Consider the following 23,737-nt stretch of genomic DNA (forward strand, 5'->3'; position numbering starts at 1 on the left):
CATGAGTGGGCCTTTGCTTCTCCTCGACGGTGCCAGCCTGTGGTTTCGCGCGTTCTACGCCCTGCCCGAGTCGTTCGTCGACTCCGCGGGCAGACCGGTCAACGCCGTCCGCGGATTCACCGACATGGTGGCGTCGCTGATCACCAAGCATCAGCCGAGTCGCCTGGCAGTGTGCCTCGATCTCGACTGGCGTCCGCAATTTCGGGTCGACGCGGTACCCACCTACAAGGCACATCGGGTCGCCGAGGGTACCGGCGGAGCCTCGGAAGAGGTCCCCGACACTTTGACTCCACAAGTCGACATGATCATGGATGTGCTCGCGGCCACCGGGATCGCCACTGCCGGAGCCGCCGGCCTCGAAGCCGACGACGTCCTGGGTACGCTCGCCGCGACCGAACGCGACGACCTCACCATCGTCGTCAGTGGTGACCGAGATCTGCTTCAAGTGGTCTCCGACGACCACGTACCGGTCCGAGTGCTCTACGTCGGGCGAGGACTGTCCAAAGCGGAACTGTTCGGCCCCGTCGAAGTTGCCGAGAAGTACGGGGTGCCCGGCGATCGGGCCGGTGATGCCTACGCCGAACTCGCCGTCCTGCGTGGTGACGCATCCGACGGACTGCCCGGCATCAAAGGTGTGGGAGAAAAGACAGCCTCGACACTGATGCTGCGCTACGGCTCACTCGCCGGAATCCGCGCCGCCGCAGCCGATGCGGAATCGGACATGGCCAACGGCGTGCGCGGGAAACTGACCTCCCCCGAGGCGGTCGCCTACCTCGACGCCGCGCTGCCCGTGGTGCGCGTAGTCCGGGATGCAGACGTGCACTTCTCCACCGACGATCGACTACCTGCAGCGCCGCAGGACCCGACAGAGTTCGCGGCCGTCACCGCTGCGCTCGGCATCGAGCGTTCCGCCGGCCGACTGGTCGCCGCACTGGAGGCGGCGGCCGCCGGCCGAGTGGACTAGTCACGAGCTGGGACGGCCGACCTCGTACGTACCGTCGTCGTCGACGAAGGTCACTTTCACCGACGACTTGACCCCGGAAATGGACAGTGTGCAGGTGAAGGAGTCACCACTGTTGATCTTCTGACCGGACGGGCACGACACGTTACTGACGTTCTTGGAACCGTACGACTCGGTGACTATCTTCTCGACACCGACCTGAGCCGCATTGCTGTCGAGCGTCTTACCGCCGAGCAGAACGGACAAGCCCACGCCCACCGCCGCCAGCACCACGAGAATGCCGACCACACCGAAGATCAACGGCAACTTCGACTTTCCGCCGTTCCCAGGAGGTGGTGGCACCGGTTGGCCCTGGCCCCACGGGGTCTGATGAGCAGGCTGCGCTGCACCCCACGCCTGCTGTCCAGGCCCCTGCTGCGGAGGCTGCCCCCAGGCCTGGGTCGGTTCGCCGGCCGGCGGCCACTGCCCGCCAGAATTAGGATACCCGGGACCCTGCTGCGGAGGCTGCCCCCAGGCCTGGGTCGGTTCGCCGGCCGGCGGCCACTGCCCGCCAGGATTAGGATGCCCGGGACCCTGCTGCGGAGGCTGCCCCCACGGCTGCGGCGGCTGGCCGGGTTGCGGTGGTTGACCGTAAACCGGTGATCCCGGCTGGTGTGCCGGTTGTCCGTACGGCGGTGGCTGTGCCCCCGGCCCACCCCACTGGCCGGCCCCGCCCCACGGCTGAGGGCCGGCCGACTGGGGGGCTTGCCCCCGTTGCTGTTCGTCGGGCTGATTCGGCTGATCACCGGGAGCCCACTGCCGATTCGGATCGTTCGGTCCGTAAGGCCCGCTCATCTTCGCCTCCACTCGCGTGCGTCAGTTTCCCGCCGCTGTCGACCCGACAGAAAACGTGAAAAATTTGTCAATCTCGAAGAAATTCTTGCAACCTGCGAATCAAACCACAGACGTCGACGTCAAGCCGCGTCGACAGCGACGACGCCGCGACGTATCGACGCTACGGCTCTGGCTGCCGTCCTGGCCACCTCGGGATCCACTGCGGTCAGACGAACCTGATCGAGCAGGTCGATCACCTGGCGACACCAACGGACGAAGTCACCGGCCGACAACGGGCGGCCATGACTTCCCGTCGCGATCAACGCCTCGACCAGGGAGCTGTCGCCGGCCCAGTGGTAGACGGCGGTCACGAATCCGAGGTCCGGTTCGCGGGTCGGTGGCAGTTTATGTCGGATCTCGTCCGAACGAAGCTCGCTCCACAACCGCTGTGTGTCATTGAGCGCGTGCCGTAGCGCCTGCGTCGGAACCCGGTCCACGGTGTCCCCGTCACGCCGGGATTCGTAGTTCACCGACGACACCACTGCAGCGAGTTCGGCCGGAGTCAGCCCGGCCCACACCCCGGTCCGCAGACATTCCGCGACCAACAGGTCACTCTCACTGTAGATCCGGCTCAGGCGCACACCTGCCTCGGTGACCTTCGGTTCGGTATCGGCGCTCATGTATCCGCGTTCTTCGAGCAACCCGACGATCCGGTCGAACGTACGTGCCAGCGAGTTGGTCGTCGCGGCGGCCTTTTCCCGCATGGTCTGAGTTTCCCGCGCCAGCCGGTTGTACTTGTCGCCGATCCGGGCAAGGTGATCTCGGTCTGGCCGGCTATGACACGGATGAACCCGGATCGCGCGGCGCAGCGTCGCCGTCTCGGGGTCCTCCGAGGCCCCACTTTGATGACGCTTCTTTCGCCGTGGTGCCGTTATCCCGGTGCTGCGCAATGCCGACGCAAGATCTCGACGGACTCTCGCGGTGTGGTGGTCGACGTGTTTGGGCAGACGCATCCGACCGAGGGTTTGCGCTTGTTCCGGAAAATCTCCGGAGGAGATCCGCCCAGCCCACTGATCCGCAGTAAGCACGACCGGACGCGGATCTCGTGGATCGTCGTCCCCGACGAGGACCACGGCCACACCCGAATGGCGACCGATGGGAATCGCGATCACGTCGCCCCGCTTCAACGCGCGCAGGGATTCGACCGCAGTGCTACGTCGGTCCTCACGACCGGAACGTTCGAGGGCGCGCTCACGTGACCTCAGACGCTCCTTCAGCGATGCGTACTCGAAGTACTCGCCGTCCGACCCACCCAGCTTCTCCAGCAGATCACGCAACGACGCCTCGTTGCGTTCGATGCCGCGCACCACTCCCACCACCGAACGGTCGGCTTGGAATTGGGCGAACGACCGCTCGAGGAGTTTGCGGGATTCGGCGGCGCCCATCCGGTCCACCAGATTGATCGCCATGTTGTACGACGGTTTGAACGAGCTGCGCAGCGGGAACGTCCGTGTCGACGCGAGGCCCGCGACGTCGGTCGGTTCGACGCCGGGCTGCCACAGCACCACCGCGTGCCCCTCGACGTCGATGCCGCGGCGACCAGCGCGGCCGGTGAGCTGTGTGTACTCGCCTGGGGTCAGTTCTGCGTGGGATTCGCCGTTGTACTTGACCAGCCGTTCGAGTACCACGGTGCGGGCAGGCATGTTGATGCCCAGTGCGAGAGTTTCGGTGGCGAACACCGCGCGGACGAGACCCTTGACGAACAATTCTTCGACCGTTTGCCGGAAAGCGGGCAGCATTCCCGCATGGTGGGCGGCCAATCCTCGCCGCAGTGCTGCGCGCCAGTCCTGGTAACCGAGTACCTCGAGGTCTTCGGGTGGGAGAGCCCCGGTGTGACGTTCGATGATCTCGTCGATGACCGGCAGCTGTTCCGGAGCAGTCAGGTTCAGGCGCGATCGCAGACACTGGGCTAATGCAGCATCGCAACCGGCGCGGCTGAAGATGAACGTGATCGCCGGCAGAAGTCCTGACTGATCAAGTTGGGCAATGACTTCCGGTCGAGGGAGGGGGCGAAAATCCGACGAGTTCTGATAACTTCCACGTCGGCCACGGCCGCGAGGTTGCCAACTTTCGACCCGCTCGAGCGCTTGTCGCTGCTTGACGTGCCGGACCAGATCCTGGTCGACGACAATCTTCTTCGCCGCGTCGGTGCCGTGATGACCGCGGGTGTCGAACAGGTCGAAGACGCGACGGCCGACCATGATGTGTTGCCACAGTGGAATGGGGCGGGTCTCGTCGACGATGACGGTGGTGTCGCCGCGAACGGTTTCCATCCAGGCACCGAATTCCTCGGCATTGCTCACCGTGGCGGACAAACTCACCAGACGGACGTCCTCGGACAGGTGCAGGATCACTTCCTCCCACACAGCGCCGCGGAACCGGTCGGCAAGGTAGTGCACCTCGTCCATGACGACATGGGACAGACCGCGCAACGCCTGCGACTCGGCGTAGAGCATGTTACGCAGCACCTCGGTGGTCATCACCACGACCGGCGCATCGGAATTGATACTGGAATCGCCGGTCAGCAGCCCGACCTGCTCGGAGCCGTAGCGCTGCACCAGCTCGGTGTACTTCTGGTTGCTCAGTGCTTTGATGGGGGTGGTGTAGAAGCATTTGCGCCCCGCCGCGAGTGCGAGATGCACGGCGAACTCCCCCACCACGGTTTTGCCCGCACCGGTGGGCGCACACACCAGCACCCCGTGCCCGGCTTCGAGTGCGATGCATGCATCGCGTTGGAAAGGATCGAGTGCGAATGCCAGCCCGGACGCGAACTTGTCGAGTTCGACGGTGTCGGCTCCCGCGTTCACTGCGGGAGCCGACACCACGTCCTGGCCCGGCTCGTTTCTGCTCATAACCACCTAGTCAGGATTCCACACGGTGCCGACCGACGGCGCACGGCGATCACAAGGTGTCGGTGAAGTCCTGGCCGGGACCGTTGTCGGATTTCGTCTCGGTGTTCTTCGGCACCGACTGTTCGGCCTTGGCTTTGGCCTTGCGTCCGAACAAGCCCTTCGATTCCGCTTTCGGTTTTGCCGGATTGTCGAAGGCTTCGTTCAGATCCGACGGCGCCGAGATCGACGATGCCTCCTCGTCCGACAAGGCCGCCCAGTCCTCGCTCTTGCGTCCCTTACGGCGATCGTTGATTCTGGCGATCTGCACCGCGAATTCGAACAACAAGGTCAACGCGAACGCCAGCGCGAGCATCGAGAAGGGGTCCGAACCCGGAGTGGCCACGGCCGCGAAGACGAAGAGCCCGAAGATGAGACCTCGCCGCCACGCCTTGAGGCGCTCGTACGTCAGGATTCCGGCGAAGTTCAACACGACCACCAGGAGTGGAATCTCGAAACTGACGCCGAAAATCAACAGCAGGTTGATGATGAACCCGAAGTACTCGGTACCGCTCAGAGCGGTGATCTGTACGTTGTCGCCGATGGACAGCAGGAAGTGCAGTGCCTTGGCGACCACCAGGTAGGCCAGGATCGCGCCGAGGATGAACAGGGTTGCACCGGCGGCGACGAACGCCACGGCGAATCGGCGTTCCTTCGCGTAGAGCCCTGGGGTGATGAAGGCCCACAACTGGTACAACCAGATCGGTGACGCCAGCACGATTCCCGCGGTGAGAGCCACCTTGAACCGCAGCATGAACTGCTCGAACGGTCCGGTTGCAAGCAGTCGGCAGGCATCGTCGGTACTGAGATTGGCGCGCGTCTCCGCCGGCAACTCGCAATACGGACCCCGCAGCAGATCGCCGAGGCTTTCGATACCCAGCATCGAATGCGAGTACCAGAAGAACCCGAATGCGGTGGTGATGATGACGCCGAGGAAGGCGAAGAGAAGTCGCGTTCGCAGTTCGTAGAGATGATCCACCAACGACATGGTGCCGTCTGGATTGACCTTCCTCTTGCGTTTACGCGGGTCTAACGGAATACGCACTGTGCATCCTGGGTTTGGTCAGCAGAGAACCGGGGTGAACGGATGTTCCACCCCGGCTGGAGCACAGCGTGTCTTACAGAGACTTCGGTTCCGTGGGCTGCGCGGCAGGCACAGCAGCCCCGTTGGTGACGACGCCGCCGGCAGGCAGTTGCGTCGTCGGCGCGACGACGGGCACTACGGGAGCGGGAGTTGCATCGTCGTTCTGCATTTCCTTGACTTCGCTCTTGAAGATGCGCAGGGACCGACCCAGTCCGCGGGCCGCGTCGGGAAGTTTCTTCGACCCGAACAAAATTACGACGACAACAGCGACAATCAACCAGTGCATAGGCTGCATTGCACCCATAACGACCTCCCATGATCAGATTCTTCGATGCTACCGGACAACAAGGGTCACCCGAAGACCTGCGGGTAAAAACTTCGGTGAGCCTTAACCTGTACGTTTCCTTCACCGCCACGACGCACCGACTGTTCACGAACCGATGACGTCGTAGGCATCCAACGCCTGATGAGCGAGCCGCCTCACCTCCGACGCGAGTTCAGCAGGCTCCAGGACCCGGACCCCGTCGCCGAAGCCCAATACCAGTCGACTCATCCATTCGAGTGTGCCGTAATTCATGACCGCTTCCACCGACCCGTCGTCGTGTACGACGTCGACATCCATCGAATAGTTGTCGAGCATCCACACACAACTGCGGGCGATGAACAACCGTGCGCGCGGCAACGAACCGTCGGTACCGAACAGTTCCAGGCTCGAATCCTCGTCCAGCGCGTGCAGCGGCGGGTCCGACGGCTCGTCGAGTTCGGTGGCGTTGTCGATCCGATCGAAACGGAACAGTCGCACACCCTCCGCTTGCCGGCACCAGCCCTGCAGATAGCTGTAGTTGTCGACCAGCACGATCCGAACGGGGTCCACTACCCGCTCGGAGACCGCATCACGCGAGGCCGAGTAGTAGGTCAACCGTAGGGCTCGCTGGTCCACCAACGCCGATCTGACGGTGGCCGCGACCGGATCCTCGGCGATGTCGACCTCGGCGTGAGGTCGCTGCGCCCGACCGGAAGTGCGGGCCGCCGCAGATCCGGCAGCGTCCTCGATTTTCGCGATGGCGCGCTGAGCGGCCGACGGATCGACCATGCCGGGCAACTCGACCAGCGAGCGGAGCGCGATCAGCAGCGCCGTCCCTTCGGTCGAGGTCAACCGCAGCGGCCGGTCGATACCCGCCGAGAACGTGACCTCGATACTTTCCTCGGAGAACGACAGGTCGATGAGGTCACCGGGGCCGTACCCGGGCAACCCGCACACCCACAGTTGATTCAGGTCGTTCATCAACTGGGTGGTGCTGACCCCCAATTCTGCGGAAGCCTCGGCCGCGCTGATACCGGGGTTCGCGATGAAATACGGGATCAGGTTCAGCAGTCTCGCCAGTCGGGACGAGAGACGATTACTCACCGGACACTCTTTTCTGCGCGGGGCGATCCACCGCGGTGTGCTTGCGCATCCTCGACCGCCGTCGCGCCTCGAAGCTTCGACAACACCTCGGCTCGAAGATCCGGGGGATCGAGGACCAGCGAATCGCGGCCGTGACCGGCGATCACCCGCGCGGTCCATTCCAACGACCGCACCGGAATCGTCAGAATACTGCCGTCACGGTCGGTCAACCGGTGATCGCGAGCCGACGTCGCGAGCCGACGCAGTTCGTAAGCCCGGTCGGCCGCGACCCACACGGTCGCCGTCCCGGTGACAGCACTGGAACCGGTGACCTCGTCGACGACGGCGCGAAGATCGACACCCTCGGGTTTGTGCACGACTCCGGCCGGGCCGAAAGCCCGAACGTCGTCGTCGATGCGGGACAGGCGAAATGTCCGCACCGCCTGCCGATCGAGGTCGTGACCGACCAGGTACCACTTACCACCGCGTGTGACCACGCCCCAGGGGTGCACGGTCCGTTCGGTGAACGGCTCGCTCAGTGCGCTGCGATGCCGAAAGTGCACCGCCCGTCCGGAGTCGACGGCGGCGAGGAGTTTGCCCAGCGCAGGTTCCGATCCGCGTGTGCGCGCCGGGATCGCAGTCACCGGAGCTGCGGATACCTCACCGTCCACCTGGACTCCCGCCGCACGCAATTTCAGGAGTGCACTCTGGGCCGCGGAGATCAGTTCCGGTGACTCCCACAACTGAACGGCGACAGCGACAGCGGCGGATTCCTCGCTCGTCAGATCGACTTCGGGAAGCTCGTAGGCGTCCCGATTGATGCGGTATCCCTCGACCGTCGAGAATCGGCCGGCCAGGCCGGTCTCGAGCGGCACGCCCAAATCTCGCAGTTCGTTCTTGTCCCGCTCGAACATCCGGCTGAACGCCTCGTAGTTCGCCGAATCGTTGTACCCGGCCACGCTGTCACGGATCTTCTCCGCCGTGAGGAATTGTCTGGTGGACAGCAACGCGATCACCAGATTCATCAACCGCTCGATTTTCGATGTCGCCACGGCCGAAAGCCTAGTGGTTAACCGATGGGCGGGCGCGCTGCCTCGAGGTCCGAGACATCGCGCCCGCCCATCGGTACCGGTCGAACCGACTACATGGACGCGATCAACCGCTCCACTCGCTCGTCGACGGATCGGAACGGATCCTTGCAGAGCACAGTGCGCTGCGCCTGATCGTTGAGCTTGAGGTGGACCCAGTCCACCGTGAAGTCACGGCCTGCTTTCTGGGCTGCGGAGATGAAGTCGCCCCGCAGCTTCGCACGAGTCGTCTGTGGCGGGTTCTCGACCGCCTCGTCGATCGTCTCGTCCTCGGTCACCCGCTTGGCCAGACCCTTGCGCTGAAGGACGTCGAAGACGCCACGTCCACGCTTGATGTCGTGATATGCCAGGTCGAGCTGAGCAATCTTGGGGTCACTGAGATCGAAACCGTGCCGATCCTGATAGCGCTGGAACAGCTTCCTCTTGATCACCCAATCGATCTCGGTGTCCACCTTGGCGAAATCCTGAGCCTCGACGGCATCGAGCGTGCGACCCCACAGATCGACCATCTGCTCCACCTGCGCATCGGGTTCGCGGGTGCGCAGATGCTCGACCGCCTTGGAGTGGTACTCACGCTGGATGTCGAGGGCGCTGGCTGTTCGACCGCCCGCCAACCGAACCGGTTTCTTGCCGGTCACGTCATGACTGACCTCGCGAATGGCCCGGATCGGGTTGTCGAGCGCGAAGTCGCGGAAGGACACACCGGCTTCGATCATCTCGAGTACGAGCGCCGCCGACCCGACCTTGAGCATGGTCGTCGTCTCGGACATGTTCGAGTCGCCGACGATCACGTGCAGGCGACGGTACTTCTCCGCATCCGCGTGCGGCTCGTCGCGAGTGTTGATGATCGGGCGGGACCGCGTCGTCGCGGAGGACACCCCCTCCCAGATGTGTTCCGCCCGCTGCGAGAGGCAGAACGTCGCAGCTTTCGGGGTCTGGAGAACTTTCCCGGCACCGCAGATCAACTGCCTGGTGACCAGGAACGGCAACAACACGTCCGAGATGCGGGAGAATTCACCGGCCCGCGCGACCAGGAAGTTCTCGTGGCACCCGTAGGAGTTCCCGGCCGAATCGGTGTTGTTCTTGAACAGGTAGATGTCGCCACCGATACCTTCTTCCGCCAACCGGGTCTCCGCGTCGATCAGCAAGTCCTCGAGAACACGCTCACCAGCCCGGTCGTGATTGACCAGCTGGATGAGGCTGTCACATTCGGCGGTCGCGTACTCCGGATGTGAGCCGACATCCAGATACAGACGCGCTCCGTTCCGAAGAAAGACATTGGAACTGCGCCCCCACGACACCACCCGACGGAAGAGATACCTCGCAACCTCGTCAGGACTCAGTCGCCTGTGCCCGTGAAAGGTGCAGGTGACGCCGAATTCCGTCTCGATACCCATGATTCGTCTCTGCACACTTCGACACTACAACCAGAATCGGCGCTTGACTCGTGAGAGAGCATTCGCGTCGCACACCGCTGCATCCACCACGATCGTGTCCACATAGGGTGTCGACGTGAGACGACTTCTCCGAAAACTGCTCCGAGCCGATGTTCACGCCATGGAACGTACTGGCGCCCTGCGCCCTTCATGGTTGGATCCGGCGATGCGCGCACTCTCCCGCGGCGCCGACCGCGGCGTGTTGTGGCTGGCTGTCGCCGGAATCCTCGCGCTGGTCGGTGGCCGGCCTCGACGCGCTGCCGCTCGGGGCGTTCTGGCGCTGTGGATGTCGAGTGCGTTGGCCAACGGGATCCTCAAACCGCTCTTTCCACGTCGGCGACCGCCCGTACAGGCCTGGCTCAACCCGAAACGGGGAGTTCCCCTGCCGCGGTCGTCCTCGTTCCCGTCCGGACATTCCGCTTCGGCCGCCGCATTCACGACCGCGGTGGCAATGGAATCACCCGCCGCGGGGGCCGTCGTCGCACCACTCGCCGCTGCTGTCGCCTATTCCCGCGTCCACAACGGCGTGCACTGGCCATCCGACGTGCTCGCGGGTATCGCGGTCGGGGGCGTGGTGGCAGCAGGAACCCGACGCTGGTGGGCGATCCGCGACGAAGAGCCTGCCGATCTCGGCCCGCAAGCCGCTGTACCAGCACTGCCCGGCGGCGACGGGCTGGTCGTCTTCGTCAATCCAGGGTCCGGCTCCGAGGACGACGGGATCGTGGCCACTATCGGCCGGTGTCTGCCGAGCGTCGTCATCGTGGAGCTCGATCCTCAGACGGATTTCGGGGAGCAGATCGAGGCCGCCGTCACCGACAACGATCCGCAGGCTCTCGGTGTGTGCGGGGGCGACGGAACTGTCGTCACCGTGGCGACCGCCGCAGCGACGCATTCACTGCCATTGGCAGTCTTTCCCGGCGGGACGTTGAATCATTTCGCCCGCGACCTCGGTGCCGCCGACACCGAGGACACCGCCCGGGCCGTGGAACTCGGGCACGCGGCATTCGTCGATCACGCCATGGTGCGCACAGACACCGGAATCACCGCACGTTTCCTCAACACGGCCAGCCTCGGCGGGTATCCGGACGCCGTCCGATTACGCGAGAAGTGGGAGCCCAGATTCGGAAAATGGCCGGCTGCCGGCCTCGCGATGGTTCGGGTACTCGCCGCAGCCGAGCCGATGCTCGTCACGATCGACGGCGCGCCGGCATCGGTGTGGATGCTGTTCGTCGGTAACGGGCGGTACTCCCCCGCCGACCAGGTCCCGATGTCACGCCCGCACCTCGATCGCGGAAAGCTCGACGTACGCTATCTACGGGCGGACCGCAGATTCTCCCGGAGCCGACTGCTGTTCGCGGCAGCGACCGGCACGCTCGGCCGGTCACGGATCTACGTCCACGACGAGGTCACCTCGATCTCCGTGCGCGTCCTCGACTCGCCGGTCGCCGTCGCCACGGACGGCGAAGTGGTCGCCGACGCACGTCAATTCGAGTTCCGAACCGAGCCCGCGGCGACAGCGGTGTACCGGCTGAACCCGAACTCCGGGTAACCGGTCGACCCGCGACGAGGAGGGTCGGGTCCGTCGACGCCGCAGCGGACCCGACCCACCCGGTACTAGCTCTCGCTAGTGTTCGGCGCCTCGCTTGTCACGTCGGCGACATCCGGCGTCGGCAGGACCGCCTCGAGCACAGGCCCGTTGATTCGCTTGAACGCACGTCGCGGACGATTCCGGTCGAGCACCGCCACCTCCAGCGACGTGACGTCGATGACCCGCGGTTCGGCCTCGGCCGCTCCGGCCGGAACGGGGCCGCCCTTCTGCAAAGCACCCACCGCGACGCGCAGTGCGGCGTCGAAGTCGAGATCACGCTGGTACGACTCACGCATCGCGGCCGCGATAGGTTCGGTGGTTCCACCCATCACCACGAAATCCTGCTCGTCCGCGATCGACCCGTCGTAGGTGATCCGGTACAGCTGCGATCGAGAGTCGGCGGCGTGCCTGCCGATCTCGGCAACACAGATCTCCACCTCGTACGGTTTGGGCTGCTCGGTGAAAATCGTTCCGAGCAACTGCGCGTAGGCATTGGCCAGCGAGCGACCCGTGACGTCCCGGCGATCGTAGGAGTATCCGCGCATGTCGGCGTGAACGATCCCCGCCCGACGCAGATTCTCGAACTCGTTGTACTTGCCGACTGCCGCGAAACCCAGACGGTCGTAGAGTTCGCTGACCTTGTGCAGCGCCCGCGACGGGTTCTCCGCGACGAACAGCACGCCGTCGCGGTAGGTGAGAACCACGACGCTGCGACCGCGCGCAATTCCCTTGCGCGCCAACTCCGATCGATCACGCATGATCTGTTCGGCCGATGCGTAGTACGGCATGGTCATGACAGCGAGCCTCCTTCCGCGTCAGCGGTACGAGCGGCGATGATGCTCCGTGCGATCTCGGCTGCCTGCGTAGCGGGCAACTCCTGTGCACCGTCGGCCGTGATGGTGACCGCGGTGGGGTAGATACCCCGGGTCACGTCGGGTCCCCCGGTGGCCGAATCGTCGTCTGCGGCGTCGTAGAGCGCTTCGATCGCAAGTCGCAGAGCGGTCTCCTGATCGATGCCCGGCGAGTAGGTCTTCTTGAGTGCCGACTTGGCGAACAACGATCCCGAACCCACCGCGTGGTACCCGGCTCGCTCCTCGTAGCGTCCGCCGACGACGTCGTAGGACACGATTCGCCCCGCCGCTGCCGGATCGACGGCGTCGAGGTCGTACCCCACGAGCAACGGAACCACCGCAAGCCCCTGCATGGCGGCACCGAGATTGCCGCGCACCATCGACGACAGCCGATTGGCCTTGCCGTCGAAGGTCAACGGCACACCCTCGATCTTCTCGTAATGCTCGAGTTCGACCGCGAACAGGCGCACCAACTCGATGGCGATACCCGCGGTGCCGGCGATGCCGGCTGCCGAGTAGTCGTCGGTGACGTACACCTTCTGCACGTCACGACTGGCGATGAGGTTTCCCATGGTCGCGCGGCGGTCACCGGCGAGTAGTACGCCCCCGGCATAACTGATCGCGACGATGGTCGTTCCGTGCGGGGCAAGATCACTCCCGGCCGTCAACGAACCTCCCGCGTCGGCAAACCGGTTCTGCGGCAGATATTCCGGAGCGTGTGCCCGCAGATGATCCGAGAAGGACGACAGCGCCGAGCCGAAGCCCGCACGCATGTCGCCGTCGGAGACTGGTCGTGGCAGGTTCGGGATCACTGGCCGCCCTTCTGCACGTAGGCGCGAACGAAGTCCTCCGCGTTCTCCTCGAGGACGTCGTCGATCTCGTCGAGAAGGTCGTCGGTTTCCGCCGCCAGTTTGTCGCGACGTTCCTGACCGGCACCACCGTCACCACCGGTGACGTCGTCGTCTTCGCCGCCACCAGCCCGCTGCGTCTGTTCCTGAGCCATCGCGGTCGACCTCCTTGTGTGAAGGGAGCTCTGACGAGCATCCTGTTCGGACTTCAACCCTACCGACCGGCGCCCTCAGGTGGGTGGAGACTCGGCGACGAATGTCCCGCAAGGTTGTCAGTGAGTGAGTTGATCCACCAATTCGGCCGCACTGTCCACGGAGTCGAGCAGTTCACCGACGTGTGCTTTCGTCCCACGTAACGGCTCGAGTGTCGGGATTCTGATCAACGAATCTCCGCCGAGATCGAAGATGACCGAGTCCCAACTCGCGGCGGCGATGTCCGCGCCGAACCGGCGCAGGCACTCGCCACGGAAATACGCGCGTGTGTCCGTCGGTGCATTGGTCACGGCGTCGAGCACCTGCTGCTCGGTGACCAGACGCTTCATCGAGCCACGCGCCACCAGCCGGTTGTAGAGCCCCTTGTCGAGTCGGACGTCGGAGTACTGCAGGTCCACCAGGTGCAGACGGGGTGCTGACCACGTCAGACCTTCGCGGTGACGGAACCCCTCGAGCAGACGCAACTTCGCCGGCCAGTCGAGGATGTCGGCGCACTCCATCGGATCGCGCTCGAGCAGATCGAGAACGTTCGCCCACTGGGCGACCACGTCGGCAGCGCGCGCATCATGATCGGCTTCACGCTCGAGGTATGCCGACACCCGTTCGAGGTAGATGCGTTGCAGCGCAAGTCCGGTCAATTCCCGCCCGTCGGCCAGCGCGACCGTCTTACGCAGAGTCGGATCGTGACTGATGTGATGAACGGCAGTGACGGGACGGGCCAATTGCAGATCGGACAGATCCACACCGGCCTCGATCAGATCGAGCACCAGGGCGGTGGTACCGACCTTGAGATAGGTCGACATCTCGGCCAGGTTGGCGTCACCGATGATGACGTGCAGGCGACGGTACTTGTCCGCGTCGGCGTGCGGTTCGTCGCGAGTGTTGATGATGCCGCGTTTGAGAGTCGTCTCCAGACCGACCTCGACCTCGATGTAGTCGGCGCGCTGCGACAGCTGGAAACCCGGCTCGTCCCCGGACTGGCCGATCCCGACGCGGCCGGAACCACAGATCACCTGACGTGAGGCGAAGAACGGAGTCAGACCCGCCACTATCGCCGGAAACGGTGTCTCTCGTGAGCAGAGATAGTTCTCGTGGGTGCCGTACGAGGCGCCCTTGCCGTCCACGTTGTTCTTGTAGAGCTGCAGTCGGGGCGCGCCGGGAACGCTGGACGCATGCCGGGCCGCTGCCTCCATGACACGTTCTCCGGCCTTGTCCCAGATGACGGCGTCGAGCGGGTCCGCGACCTCGGGTGCCGAATACTCGGGATGTGCGTGGTCGACGTACAGTCGGGCGCCGTTGGTGAGGATCATGTTCGCGGCGCCGATCTCGTCGGCATCGATGACCGGAGCCGGACCACTCAATCGGCCCAGATCGAAGCCGCGGGCGTCACGAAGCGGGGATTCCACCTCGTAGTCCCAACGGGTGCGCTTGGCTCGCGGCACACCGGCTGCGGCGGCGTACGCGAGGACGGCCTGGGTGGAGGTGAGGATCGGATTCGCCGAAGGCTCACTGGGTGACGATATTCCGTACTCGACCTCGACACCGATAATCCGCTGCATGCCGTCAACCCTAGGCGATCGAGCGCAGTCACCTGACAGCGTGGCACAGTAGGCGGAATGCATGAACAGCCCGGTTCGGAGTCGAACCCAGCAGACGAAGTGGTTGCGGTGTACGACTCGGACGCCGCCGTCGTCGGCCAGGCACCACGGTCGGTGGTGTATCGCGAGGGTCTGTGGCATGCCAGTTCGGGTGTACTGGTGCGTTCGCTGGACGGTTCGCGGCTCTACGTGCACCGACGAACCGACAGCAAGACGGTGTTCGGTGGTCTGCACGACTGCATTGCCGGCGGTGTGGTCGATCCGGGTGAAACTCCGCGGCAGACCGCTGTGCGCGAAGTGGGCGAAGAACTCGGAATTTTCGGCGGCGAAGACGATGCGTTGAACGTGACGGAAATCTCACGAATATCGTGGGACGGGCAGTGGAACGGCTACGAGCTTCGCTGTCACCTGTTCGCCTTCGAACTACGGTACGACGGTCCGATCGTGCACCAGCCCAGTGAGATCGCCGACGGCTGGTGGTGGACGCGAGCCGAATTCGACGCACACCTGCAGGACCCGCAGTGGCCGTTCGTGCCCGACACCCGGATTCTGCTGGAGAACTATTCGTGGGACTGAATCACCCCGGGGTGATCGCCGACAACCAGGCCGCAAAGGCGCTCGGATTTCTGGTCTGAGCCAGAACGCGTCCCGGTCCGGTGAAGTCGAAGACGAAGCCCTCGCCCGACTTCATCGACTGAATGCTGCGGCCACGGACCGCTCGCCGGAGTTCGAAATTGATACCGAGGTCGTAGGCGACGACGTGACCGGTGTCGACGGTCACGGACTCCCCTGGTTGCAGGTCGATGACGTCGATCGCCCCGTAGACGGCGAGAACGACGTCGCCGTCACCGCTCGCGCGCAGCCCGAACCCACCCTCACCGCCGAAGAGGTTGGCCATCCCGCCCCATTTCGCCTCGACGGTGACGCCGTGTGAATTGGCGAGCCAGGTTCCCCGGTTGAGGAAGAACGGTCGATCCTTGGTGATGGTCAGCGGAATCAGATCGCCGGGAAGAGCCCCTGTGACGTCGACCCAGCCGCCCTGTTGCGGGGCGGTGAACGTGGTGACGAAAAACGATTCACCGCTGAGCATCGACCTCTTGAGCCCCTGCAGAACACCGCCTTGGGCTTTGGACTCGAGGACCACACCGGAGGAATGGGCGATCATCGCGCCACTCTCCACTCGCATCGGCTCTCCCGGCGCCAGGTAGCACCGCGCGACGGTCGATGACGGGTTGTGTCGAAGATGTATCTGCACGAGGCGGACTTTAATCCAGCGCGATCGTAACGGTCTAGTCCGGCAAATCGACCACATGCTTTCGGGTCGGCACCCCGAAAGGTGCCGACCCGAACTCGCACGAACTATTCCTACAGGTACTGGCCGGTGTTCGCTTCGGTGTCGATGGCGCGACTGGCACTGGCGCTCTTGCCGGTGACCAGCGTGCGGATGTAGACGATCCGCTCGCCCTTCTTGCCCGAGATCCGCGCCCAGTCGTCCGGGTTGGTGGTGTTGGGCAGATCCTCGTTCTCGGCGAACTCGTCGACGATGGAATCGAAGAGGTGCTGAACCCGCAGGCCCGGAGCGCCGGTGTCGAGAACCGACTTGATCGCGTACTTCTTGGCGCGGTCGACGATGTTCTGAATCATCGCGCCCGAGTTGAAGTCCTTGAAGAACAGAACCTCTTTGTCACCGTTGGCATATGTGACTTCGAGGAAGCGATTCTCCTCACTCTCGGCGTACATGCGGTCTACGACTCGCACGATCATCGCCTTCAGGCAGGCCGCCCGATCGCCGCCGAACTCGGCGAGATCGTCGGCGTTGATCGGCAAGCCGTCGATCAGGTACTTCGAGAAGATGTCCTGAGCGGACTCGGCATCCGGACGCTCGATCTTGATCTTCACGTCCAGACGACCCGGACGCAGGATTGCGGGGTCGATCATGTCCTCACGGTTGGAAGCGCCGATGACGATGACGTTCTCGAGCCCTTCGACACCGTCGATCTCACTGAGCAACTGCGGTACGACGGTGGTTTCGACGTCGGACGACACGCCGGAACCACGGGTACGGAAAATCGAATCCATCTCGTCGAAGAACACGATGACCGGGGTGCCCTCGGATGCCTTTTCACGGGCACGCTGGAAGATCAGCCGAATGTGGCGCTCGGTTTCGCCGACGAATTTGTTGAGAAGTTCGGGTCCCTTGATGTTGAGGAAGTACGACTTGGCGTCCTTGCTGTCCTGACCACGCGCTTCCGCGATCTTCTTGGCCAACGAGTTGGCGACTGCCTTCGCGATCAGCGTCTTACCGCAACCGGGAGGACCGTAGAGCAACACTCCCTTCGGCGGCCGTAGCGAGTATTCACGGAACAGATCCTTGTGCAGGAACGGCAACTCCACGGCATCACGGATCTGCTCGATCTGACGACCGAGGCCACCGATGTCGTCGTAGTGGACGTCCGGAACCTCTTCCAGGACAAGGTCTTCGACTTCGGCCTTGGGAATGCGCTCGAATGCGTAGCCCGCTTTGGTGTCGACCAACAAGGAATCACCCGGGCGAAGCTTCCGGGTCGGCGAATCGGCGTCGTAGGCGATGCTGTCCGCCTCCGGATCAGCGAACACCGCTGCCAACGGTGCAGCCAGCCAGACGATGCGTTCCTCGTCGGCGTGACCGACGACCAGGGCCCGCTTGCCGTCGTCGAGCACCTCACGCAAGGTGCTGATCTCACCGACCTGTTCGTAGGTGCCGGCTTCGACCAGTGTCAGCGCCTCGTTGAGTCGGACTGTCTGGCCGAGCGACAACGTCTCGGTGTCGACGTTCGGTGAGCATGTCAGCCGCATCCTCCGACCCGATGTGAACACGTCCACCGTCTGATCCTCGTACACCGACAACAGCACGCCGTAACCGCTGGGAGGCTGCCCCAGTCGATCTACCTCTTCGCGCAGTGCGATGAGTTGCTGACGGGCCTCCTTGAGAGTGTCCATCAACTTGGCGTTCCGGATGGACAGCGAGTCCACCTTCGATTCCAACTCACGCACTTGTTCCGGTGATTGGGCAAGTTGTCGGCGCAGAACTTGGGCCTCCACTCGTAGTGCATGGAGTTCTTCTGCTGCCGCAACCGAATCCGGGTTCTCTGTCGAGCTCATGTGCGTCTCCTCCCAGGGCGATTCATCAACGCTACCGGCATCAGGCCTCGCGTGCCGACAGACACGGTGTGCGAGCGCAAATTCACACTCCGATTGCCGGTACCGTTCACCGCCCCGAAGGTCTTTTCGGTCATGTTAGCCTTGCCTACACAAGGGAGACGGTGCCTGTGTCTCCGCTAACGAAAGGTCACGCTGTGATCCTCCGCAAGACTCTCGTCAGCGCCTGTGCGGTCGCTGCGGTATTCGCGCTCGGCGCCTGTAGCTCCGACGACACGTCCGATTCTTCCGCTACGAGCTCGACGTCGGTGGCTGCCGCATCCAGCACGTCCGCTGCCGCGACGTCGTCGTCGGCCGCTGCCGAGGCTGCCACTGCGCCCACCGCGGAATCGCTCAACGCAGACCTGACCGCGCTCATCGATCCGGCCAAGCCGATCGACGAGAAGACGGCACTGGTGGTCGACGGCGCCAAGCGTCAGGCCAACATCGAGACGATGGGCGCTGCCCTCGGCGGCAACCCGGGCTACACCATCACGTTCGACGTGCAGAACGTCGAGGTCGAGGGCCAGACCGCCACGGCCGACGTGGCCGTGGTCAGCCCGCACGGCGCTGCGCCTGCTGCTCCATGGACCTGGGAATTCGAAGACGGCACCTGGAAGCTCTCCGATACCTCGGCGTGTGGCCTCCTCGAAATGGGCCGCGCTCCCTGCACCGCCTGAGGTGCAAAACCGAAAGAGCGGCGATCCGGCATACCGGATCGCCGCTCTTTTGCGTCTCGGACGAGTTACTTCTCCACCGTCTGGGAACCCTTGCCCGCCCGGCGCTGCGGTTTCGGGGTCACGGTGCCCTCGGCCAGACGCCGCGCACTGATCAGGAATGCCGTGTGGCCCTGCATCCGATGCTCCGGACGAACTGCCAGGCCCACCACGTGCCAGCCGCGCACGATCGATTCCCACGACCTCGGCTCGGTCCAACATTCCTGCTCACGCATCGCCTCGACGACCTTCGACAGCTGGGTGACGGTCGCGACGTAGACGATCAGCACTCCGCCTGGCACCAGCGCCTTGGCGACCGTGGGCAGCACGTCCCACGGCGCGAGCATGTCGAGCACCACGCGATCGACCTTGCCGCCGTGTGCGGCCGGATCGAACTCGGCGAGGTCGGCGATGGTCAGTTCCCAGTTCGGTGGGCGCTCACCGAAGAACGTCTCGACGTTCCGCACGGCATGTTCGGCGTGATCGTCGCGGACCTCGTAAGAGATGACCTTGCCTTCCGGACCGACTGCGCGCAGGAGCGAGCACGTCAGTGCGCCGGAACCGGCACCGGCCTCGAGAACTCGCGCTCCGGGGAACACGTCACCCTCGTGGACGATCTGGGCGGCGTCCTTCGGATAGATCACCTGAGCACCGCGCGGCATCGACAGCACGTAGTCGACGAGCAGTGGGCGCAGCGCCAGGTACGGGGTGCCGTTGACGGACTTGACGACACTGCCCTCGTCGGCACCGATCAGATCGTTGTGGACGATTCCGCCCTTGTGCGTGTGGTATTCGCGGTTGGCTTCGAGGACGATCGTGTAGTGCCGTCCCTTGCCGTCCGTGAGTTGAACGCGGTCACCGACGCGGAACGGTCCGGACGGACGTTTACCCGGTGCGATGTCGGCTGGTTCCTCGACGACCGCTCGATCGATGTCCTCGGACTCTTCGGTCGCGTCAGCAGGGTCGGAAACAGTGGACTCGGCCGTATCGGAGACAGCGGGCTGCGCAACCTCGTCGACTTCGGTCGTGATTTCTTCCGGTTGCAGCTCGTTCGCCATGCGTGATTGTTCCCTGTTCGTTCGTCTCCGGTGTCCTCGCCACCGGCTCCGACGGAGTTGTCGGACCAAACGCATAGCCTGCCAGGTGTGAGCGCCATAGAACTGCCAGCCCCCTCTCTACCTGCTCCGCCGACACCGCAGCGCCCACGTAGCCGGCCGGCGCTCTCCCCCTCCCGGGCAGGTGACTACAAGCAATGCCCGCTTCTGTATCGCTTCCGGGCGATCGACAAGATTCCGGAAGAATCGACGCGAGCGCAGGTCAGAGGCACCGTGGTACACGCGGCACTGGAGTCGTTGTTCGCACTGCCCACCGAAAGTCGAGTTCCGGATCGGGCTGCCGAGCTCGTTCGTCCGGCGTGGGAGCAGGTCCGAGCGGACTCGCCAGAGGTGTCCGAGTTGATTCCCGACGAAGAACTCGACGATTTCCTCGCCGAGGTGAGCAAGCTCGTCCAGACCTACTACACGCTGGAGGATCCGACGCGTTTCGACGCCGAAGCGTGCGAGGTGTACGTAGAGACCGAACTCGACAACGGTGTCCGTCTCCGCGGTTTCGTCGACCGGATCGACGTGGCCCCGACCGGTGAGGTGCGGGTGGTCGACTACAAGACCGGGCGGGCGCCACGTGAGTTCACCGAATCCAAAGCGCTGTTCCAGATGAAGTTCTATGCTCTCGTGCTGCTGCGTACCCGCGGGATCGTGCCTGCTCAGTTGCGGCTGATCTATCTGGCCTCCGGTTCGATTCTCACGTACGCGCCCGATCGCGACGAGCTCGTCCGCTTCGAACGGACCCTGTCCGCGATCTGGAAGGCGATTCTCACCGCCGGTGCGAGCGGAGACTTCCGACCCAAGCCTGGCAAACTGTGCGACTGGTGTAATCACAAGTCGCGCTGTCCCTCGTTCGGCGGAACACCACCGCCGTACCCGGGATGGCCGGAAGCGCTCGGCACCGAAGGTGGCGACGCGAAGGAGAGCAGCTGACATGACGAGTTCGTACTACCGCTTCCTCGGGACCACGCAGGACGGACACGAGCGGTTTGCGAGTTCCCCGGCCACGATCAGTCTGTGGGGGCCTGATCTTCAGCATGGAGCGCCGCCGTCGGCGCTGTTGGTGCGGGCTTTGCAACGGTGCGGGGCGCGATCGGATGTCAGGTTGACGCGCGTTGTCGTGGACATTCTCGGACCGATCCCCATTGCCGAACTCGAAGTTCGGTCTTGGATCGAAAGGCCGGGTCGCAGAATCGAATTGGTGGTCGCAGAGTTGTGGGCGACCACACCGGGCGGAACGGCTCGCGCGGTAGCGCGTGGTACCGGGTGGCGAATGGAAACCGTCGACACCGCCGACGTGGTGCACGTGGTCGATCCCGTTCTCGAATCGAGGGAGGGCGGCGATCCACGACTGGTCGACGAGAGTTGGAACGTCGGCTACCTGAAGACGGTCGACTGGTCGTGGCTCACCCACATCGGGTGCGAAGGCACCGGCAAGGTGTGGATCAGGCCGCGAACCGATCTCGTCGAAGGCGAAACCATGACCCCGCTCGAGCGGTTGTTCGCCATTGCGGACGTCGCCAACGGAGTGGGAGCCAAACTCGACCTCACCAAGTGGACATTCCTCAATACCGATCTGACCGTGCACATCTCCCGCATTCCGGAAGGCGAATGGTTCGGCATCGCCGCAGAAACCACCACCGGCCCGGACGGCGTCGGTATGTGCGCCGGCGTGCTGCACGACGAGAAGGGGCCGGTCGGGCGCATCGCCCAGACGTTGCAGATCCGCGCCCGCCCCTGATCGGGGAACGGGCGCGGTCGACGTTCGTTTCGTTCGGGTCAGAAAGCCCGGACGGAGCGGATGTTGGATGCCAGGATCGCCTTGGCGCCCAGCTCGGCCAGGGCGTCCATCACCTGATTGTGGCCCTTGATCGGAACCATCGCGCGCACGGCAACCCAGTCCGGGTCGGCCAGCGGCGACAGCGTCGGCGATTCCATACCCGGCGTCATCTTGATCGCGTCGTCGAGGATGGAACGCGGGCAATCGTAGTCGATCATCAGGTTCTGCTGCGCGAACACGATGCCGCGCACCCGCTCGATCAACTGATTACGGGCCGCGTCGTCCTGCGGGGCGCCGGTCCTCTCGATCAGCACACCCTCCGAATCGCACAGGGAATCACCGAACGGCACGAGGTTGTGTTGCCGAAGTGTGCGACCCGAGCCGACGACGTCGGCAATGGCGTCGGCGACACCGAGTTGGATGGAAATCTCCACGGCGCCGTCGAGCCGGATGACCGTCGCGTCGAGTCCGCGGGCGGCCAGATCCTTGCGCACCAGGTTCGGGTACGAGGTGGCGATACGCAGACCATCGAGGTCTTCGACGGCCCAGTCCTTGCCTGCTGGTGCCGCGTAGCGGAACGAGGAGCGTCCGAAGCCCAGCGCGAGACGCTCGGAGACGGGAGCACCGGAGTCGCCCGCGAGGTCGCGGCCGGTGATTCCCAGGTCCAGTTCACCGGATCCGACGTAGATCGCAATGTCCTTGGGGCGCAAGAAGAAGAACTCGACCTGGTTGGCCGGGTCCAGAACCGTCAGGTCACGGGAATCGGTGCGACGACGGTAGCCGGCTTCGCTCAAGATTTCGGCGGCGGACTCGGACAACGAGCCCTTGTTGGGAACTGCTACGCGCAGCATGGTGATGGTCCTTTCGACAGGTGTGTGGTCGGACGTGCGAGACGGTGAATCGGAAGCCCAGGACGAGCGGAACGGCGACGTCCCACTCGTGCGCTCCGATCACAGATGTCGGTACACGTCTTCCAAGGTCAGTCCGCGACCGACCATCAACACCTGTGTCCAGTACAACAACTGGGAGATTTCCTCGGCCAGTTGCTCGTCGCTCTGGTACTCGGCGGCAATCCAGACTTCACCGGCTTCCTCGATGACCTTTTTGCCCTGGGCATGGACACCGGCGTCGAGGGCGGCGACGGTGCCGGATCCCTCGGGGCGGGTGGTGGCACGCTCGGTCAACTCGGCGAACAAGGATTCGAAGGTCTTCACGGGGAGCCATTCTTTCACGAACACGGAAGCAGTTTTCACATGCCTGTCGGCAGCGCTGTCACAGACCCCGATCGAGGCTCCGAGAACTGACGAATCGGCGGGTAGCGCCGGTGATCGGATCCGGATATTCGAGTGATCGCGCCAGTAGGCGCAGCGGGATCGAGAAGTCGCCGGGAGCAGCGGGCCGGTACTGCGGGTAGTAGTTGTCCCCCACGATCGGGATGCCCAGCGAGTTCAGGTGAAGCCGAAGCTGATGTGTCCGGCCGGTGCGGGGCCGAAGCAGGTAACGGGCCAACGTGCGGCCGGCGGAATCGGTGAGCGTCCCGACCAGATCGACGTAGGTCTCGCTGTTCGGTTCACCGTCGATCTCAGTGGCCGTCATTTCGCCGTGCACCTTCTCGATCCGGCTGCGCACCGTCCGCGGAAAGCTCAGCGCGGGATCGAACCCGGCGATCGCCTCGTATTCCTTGACGATGCGTTGCTCGGCGAACAATTGCTGATACGGCCGACGCAGATCCGGCGTCACGGTGAACACGATGACACCTGCGGTCATCCGGTCCAGGCGGTGAACCGGGGCGAGATCCGGCAGGTCCAGGTCGCGTCGCAGACGCACCACCGCGCTTTCGACGATGTGGGCGCCACGCGGAATAGTGGCCAGGAAGTGCGGTTTGTCGATCACCAGAATCGACTCGTCCCGATACAGGATGTCGATTTCGTACGGGACCGGGATCTCCGGGGCGGGTTCGCGGTAGAAGTAGACGAAGCGGGTCGGCTGGTATCGGGTGTCCGGCGTGATCGTCCGCCCGTGCTCGTCGACGACGCCACCGGAGTCGACGAGATCGCTCCACCACCGACTCGCGTCGGGGAACGCTCCGGTCAGATACTGCAGAACTGTGTCGGCCGGTGCGACGGACGGCATCCGCAGCCGATCC

23 protein-coding genes are annotated in these 23,737 nt (G+C 64.2%); 6 read left to right on the plus strand and 17 right to left on the minus strand.

Annotation, left to right across the window (positions count from 1 at the left end; all coding sequences use genetic code 11):
• Nucleotide 1 precedes the first annotated feature (1 nt).
• Entirely contained in the window at nucleotides 2-964 is a 963-nt protein-coding gene (locus tag ABH922_RS10650; RefSeq protein WP_424806894.1) for a 5'-3' exonuclease, read from the plus strand.
• Here the strand turns inward: ABH922_RS10650 and ABH922_RS10655 are convergent, their stop codons facing one another.
• The 7 genes from ABH922_RS10655 to pafA all read right to left on the minus strand — a co-directional run bounded on the left by ABH922_RS10655 (nucleotide 965) and on the right by pafA (nucleotide 9,693).
• On the minus strand, nucleotides 965-1,795 hold the full coding sequence (locus tag ABH922_RS10655; RefSeq protein WP_424806895.1) for a DUF4333 domain-containing protein: 831 nt from the start codon (nucleotides 1,793-1,795) through the stop codon (nucleotides 965-967). It lies immediately after the preceding gene.
• A gap of 119 nt (nucleotides 1,796-1,914) precedes the next feature.
• On the minus strand, nucleotides 1,915-4,686 hold the full coding sequence (locus ABH922_RS10660; protein WP_424806896.1) for a DEAD/DEAH box helicase: 2,772 nt from the start codon (nucleotides 4,684-4,686) through the stop codon (nucleotides 1,915-1,917).
• 49 nt (nucleotides 4,687-4,735) lie between these two features.
• Nucleotides 4,736-5,767 (minus strand): twin-arginine translocase subunit TatC, encoded by a 1,032-nt coding sequence (gene tatC, locus ABH922_RS10665; RefSeq protein ID WP_424806897.1) that lies wholly within the window; start codon nucleotides 5,765-5,767, stop codon nucleotides 4,736-4,738.
• A 73-nt stretch (nucleotides 5,768-5,840) separates the two neighbouring features.
• Nucleotides 5,841-6,110: a Sec-independent protein translocase subunit TatA gene (gene tatA / locus ABH922_RS10670; protein ID WP_424806898.1), complete on the minus strand. Its 270-nt coding sequence runs from the start codon at nucleotides 6,108-6,110 to the stop codon at nucleotides 5,841-5,843.
• 126 nt (nucleotides 6,111-6,236) lie between these two features.
• Nucleotides 6,237-7,214, minus strand: coding sequence for a helix-turn-helix transcriptional regulator (locus ABH922_RS10675; protein ID WP_424806899.1), 978 nt, complete (start codon nucleotides 7,212-7,214; stop codon nucleotides 6,237-6,239).
• Complete coding sequence (locus tag ABH922_RS10680; RefSeq protein WP_424806900.1) at nucleotides 7,211-8,245, minus strand: helix-turn-helix transcriptional regulator; 1,035 nt, start codon at nucleotides 8,243-8,245, stop codon at nucleotides 7,211-7,213. The genes ABH922_RS10675 and ABH922_RS10680 overlap by 4 nt, the downstream gene beginning before the upstream one ends.
• An 89-nt stretch (nucleotides 8,246-8,334) precedes the next feature.
• The gene (gene pafA, locus ABH922_RS10685) at nucleotides 8,335-9,693 is read right to left on the minus strand and encodes a Pup--protein ligase (protein WP_424806901.1); all 1,359 of its coding nucleotides are present in this window, start codon (nucleotides 9,691-9,693) and stop codon (nucleotides 8,335-8,337) included.
• Nucleotides 9,694-9,838: 145 nt separating this feature from the next.
• On the opposite strand from pafA, the gene ABH922_RS10690 reads away from it, so the two are divergent.
• Nucleotides 9,839-11,266, plus strand: coding sequence for a bifunctional phosphatase PAP2/diacylglycerol kinase family protein (locus ABH922_RS10690; protein WP_424809627.1), 1,428 nt, complete (start codon nucleotides 9,839-9,841; stop codon nucleotides 11,264-11,266).
• 65 nt (nucleotides 11,267-11,331) lie between these two features.
• Here the strand turns inward: ABH922_RS10690 and prcA are convergent, their stop codons facing one another.
• The 4 genes from prcA to dop form a co-directional block, all read right to left on the minus strand.
• Complete coding sequence (gene prcA, locus ABH922_RS10695) at nucleotides 11,332-12,099, minus strand: proteasome subunit alpha (protein WP_424806902.1); 768 nt, start codon at nucleotides 12,097-12,099, stop codon at nucleotides 11,332-11,334.
• The gene (prcB, locus tag ABH922_RS10700; RefSeq protein ID WP_424809628.1) at nucleotides 12,096-12,929 is read right to left on the minus strand and encodes a proteasome subunit beta; all 834 of its coding nucleotides are present in this window, start codon (nucleotides 12,927-12,929) and stop codon (nucleotides 12,096-12,098) included. The genes prcA and prcB overlap by 4 nt, the downstream gene beginning before the upstream one ends.
• Nucleotides 12,930-12,964: 35 nt before the next feature.
• A complete protein-coding gene (locus ABH922_RS10705) occupies nucleotides 12,965-13,159 on the minus strand; it encodes a ubiquitin-like protein Pup (protein ID WP_424806903.1) in 195 nt (64 codons plus the stop codon).
• A gap of 117 nt (nucleotides 13,160-13,276) precedes the next feature.
• The gene (gene dop / locus ABH922_RS10710) at nucleotides 13,277-14,776 is read right to left on the minus strand and encodes a depupylase/deamidase Dop (RefSeq protein ID WP_424806904.1); all 1,500 of its coding nucleotides are present in this window, start codon (nucleotides 14,774-14,776) and stop codon (nucleotides 13,277-13,279) included.
• Nucleotides 14,777-14,833: 57 nt separating this feature from the next.
• Between dop and ABH922_RS10715 the strand changes: the two genes are divergently transcribed.
• Entirely contained in the window at nucleotides 14,834-15,391 is a 558-nt protein-coding gene (locus ABH922_RS10715) for an NUDIX hydrolase (RefSeq protein ID WP_424806905.1), read from the plus strand.
• A gap of 1 nt (nucleotide 15,392) precedes the next feature.
• Here the strand turns inward: ABH922_RS10715 and ABH922_RS10720 are convergent, their stop codons facing one another.
• The gene (locus ABH922_RS10720) at nucleotides 15,393-16,070 is read right to left on the minus strand and encodes a TIGR00266 family protein (protein ID WP_424806906.1); all 678 of its coding nucleotides are present in this window, start codon (nucleotides 16,068-16,070) and stop codon (nucleotides 15,393-15,395) included.
• Between the two features lie 110 nt (nucleotides 16,071-16,180).
• Nucleotides 16,181-17,956, minus strand: a complete 1,776-nt coding sequence (gene arc / locus ABH922_RS10725) for a proteasome ATPase (RefSeq protein ID WP_424806907.1) — start codon at nucleotides 17,954-17,956, stop codon at nucleotides 16,181-16,183.
• 194 nt (nucleotides 17,957-18,150) lie between these two features.
• Between arc and ABH922_RS10730 the strand changes: the two genes are divergently transcribed.
• Entirely contained in the window at nucleotides 18,151-18,672 is a 522-nt protein-coding gene (locus tag ABH922_RS10730; RefSeq protein WP_424806908.1) for a hypothetical protein, read from the plus strand.
• Nucleotides 18,673-18,737: 65 nt separating this feature from the next.
• Here ABH922_RS10730 and ABH922_RS10735 read toward each other — a convergent pair whose 3' ends face one another.
• A complete protein-coding gene (locus ABH922_RS10735; protein WP_424806909.1) occupies nucleotides 18,738-19,766 on the minus strand; it encodes a tRNA (adenine-N1)-methyltransferase in 1,029 nt (342 codons plus the stop codon).
• A gap of 87 nt (nucleotides 19,767-19,853) precedes the next feature.
• Between ABH922_RS10735 and ABH922_RS10740 the strand changes: the two genes are divergently transcribed.
• A complete protein-coding gene (locus tag ABH922_RS10740; protein WP_424806910.1) occupies nucleotides 19,854-20,744 on the plus strand; it encodes a RecB family exonuclease in 891 nt (296 codons plus the stop codon).
• Nucleotide 20,745: 1 nt separating this feature from the next.
• On the plus strand, nucleotides 20,746-21,552 hold the full coding sequence (locus tag ABH922_RS10745) for a thioesterase family protein (RefSeq protein WP_424806911.1): 807 nt from the start codon (nucleotides 20,746-20,748) through the stop codon (nucleotides 21,550-21,552).
• Between the two features lie 38 nt (nucleotides 21,553-21,590).
• On the opposite strand, the gene hisG is transcribed toward ABH922_RS10745, so the two are convergent.
• The 3 genes from hisG to ABH922_RS10760 form a co-directional block, all read right to left on the minus strand.
• Nucleotides 21,591-22,442 (minus strand): ATP phosphoribosyltransferase, encoded by an 852-nt coding sequence (hisG, locus tag ABH922_RS10750; RefSeq protein WP_424806912.1) that lies wholly within the window; start codon nucleotides 22,440-22,442, stop codon nucleotides 21,591-21,593.
• 99 nt (nucleotides 22,443-22,541) lie between these two features.
• Nucleotides 22,542-22,805: a phosphoribosyl-ATP diphosphatase gene (locus ABH922_RS10755; RefSeq protein ID WP_424806913.1), complete on the minus strand. Its 264-nt coding sequence runs from the start codon at nucleotides 22,803-22,805 to the stop codon at nucleotides 22,542-22,544.
• Nucleotides 22,806-22,863: 58 nt separating this feature from the next.
• Nucleotides 22,864-23,724, minus strand: a complete 861-nt coding sequence (locus ABH922_RS10760; RefSeq protein WP_424806914.1) for a pseudouridine synthase — start codon at nucleotides 23,722-23,724, stop codon at nucleotides 22,864-22,866.
• Between the last annotated feature and the right edge of the window lie 13 nt (nucleotides 23,725-23,737).

It is taken from the genome of Rhodococcus sp. 27YEA15 (assembly GCF_049739425.1).
Lineage (GTDB): Bacteria > Actinomycetota > Actinomycetes > Mycobacteriales > Mycobacteriaceae > Rhodococcus_F.

Bases quoted from the DNA above. Each gene is read 5' to 3' on its own strand.
- ABH922_RS10650 (WP_424806894.1), top strand. From the start codon at position 2: ATGAGTGGGCCTTTGCTTCTCCTCGACGGTGCCAGCCTGTGGTTTCGC.
- ABH922_RS10655 (WP_424806895.1), bottom strand. From the start codon at position 1,795: ATGAGCGGGCCTTACGGACCGAACGATCCGAATCGGCAGTGGGCTCCC.
- ABH922_RS10660 (WP_424806896.1), bottom strand. From the start codon at position 4,686: ATGAGCAGAAACGAGCCGGGCCAGGACGTGGTGTCGGCTCCCGCAGTG.
- tatA (WP_424806898.1), bottom strand. From the start codon at position 6,110: ATGGGTGCAATGCAGCCTATGCACTGGTTGATTGTCGCTGTTGTCGTC.
- ABH922_RS10690 (WP_424809627.1), top strand. From the start codon at position 9,839: ATGGAACGTACTGGCGCCCTGCGCCCTTCATGGTTGGATCCGGCGATG.
- prcA (WP_424806902.1), bottom strand. From the start codon at position 12,099: ATGACCATGCCGTACTACGCATCGGCCGAACAGATCATGCGTGATCGA.
- prcB (WP_424809628.1), bottom strand. From the start codon at position 12,929: ATGCGTGCGGGCTTCGGCTCGGCGCTGTCGTCCTTCTCGGATCATCTG.
- ABH922_RS10705 (WP_424806903.1), bottom strand. From the start codon at position 13,159: ATGGCTCAGGAACAGACGCAGCGGGCTGGTGGCGGCGAAGACGACGAC.
- dop (WP_424806904.1), bottom strand. From the start codon at position 14,776: ATGCAGCGGATTATCGGTGTCGAGGTCGAGTACGGAATATCGTCACCC.
- ABH922_RS10715 (WP_424806905.1), top strand. From the start codon at position 14,834: ATGCATGAACAGCCCGGTTCGGAGTCGAACCCAGCAGACGAAGTGGTT.
- arc (WP_424806907.1), bottom strand. From the start codon at position 17,956: ATGAGCTCGACAGAGAACCCGGATTCGGTTGCGGCAGCAGAAGAACTC.
- ABH922_RS10735 (WP_424806909.1), bottom strand. From the start codon at position 19,766: ATGGCGAACGAGCTGCAACCGGAAGAAATCACGACCGAAGTCGACGAG.
- ABH922_RS10745 (WP_424806911.1), top strand. From the start codon at position 20,746: ATGACGAGTTCGTACTACCGCTTCCTCGGGACCACGCAGGACGGACAC.
- hisG (WP_424806912.1), bottom strand. From the start codon at position 22,442: ATGCTGCGCGTAGCAGTTCCCAACAAGGGCTCGTTGTCCGAGTCCGCC.
- ABH922_RS10760 (WP_424806914.1), bottom strand. From the start codon at position 23,724: ATGCCGTCCGTCGCACCGGCCGACACAGTTCTGCAGTATCTGACCGGA.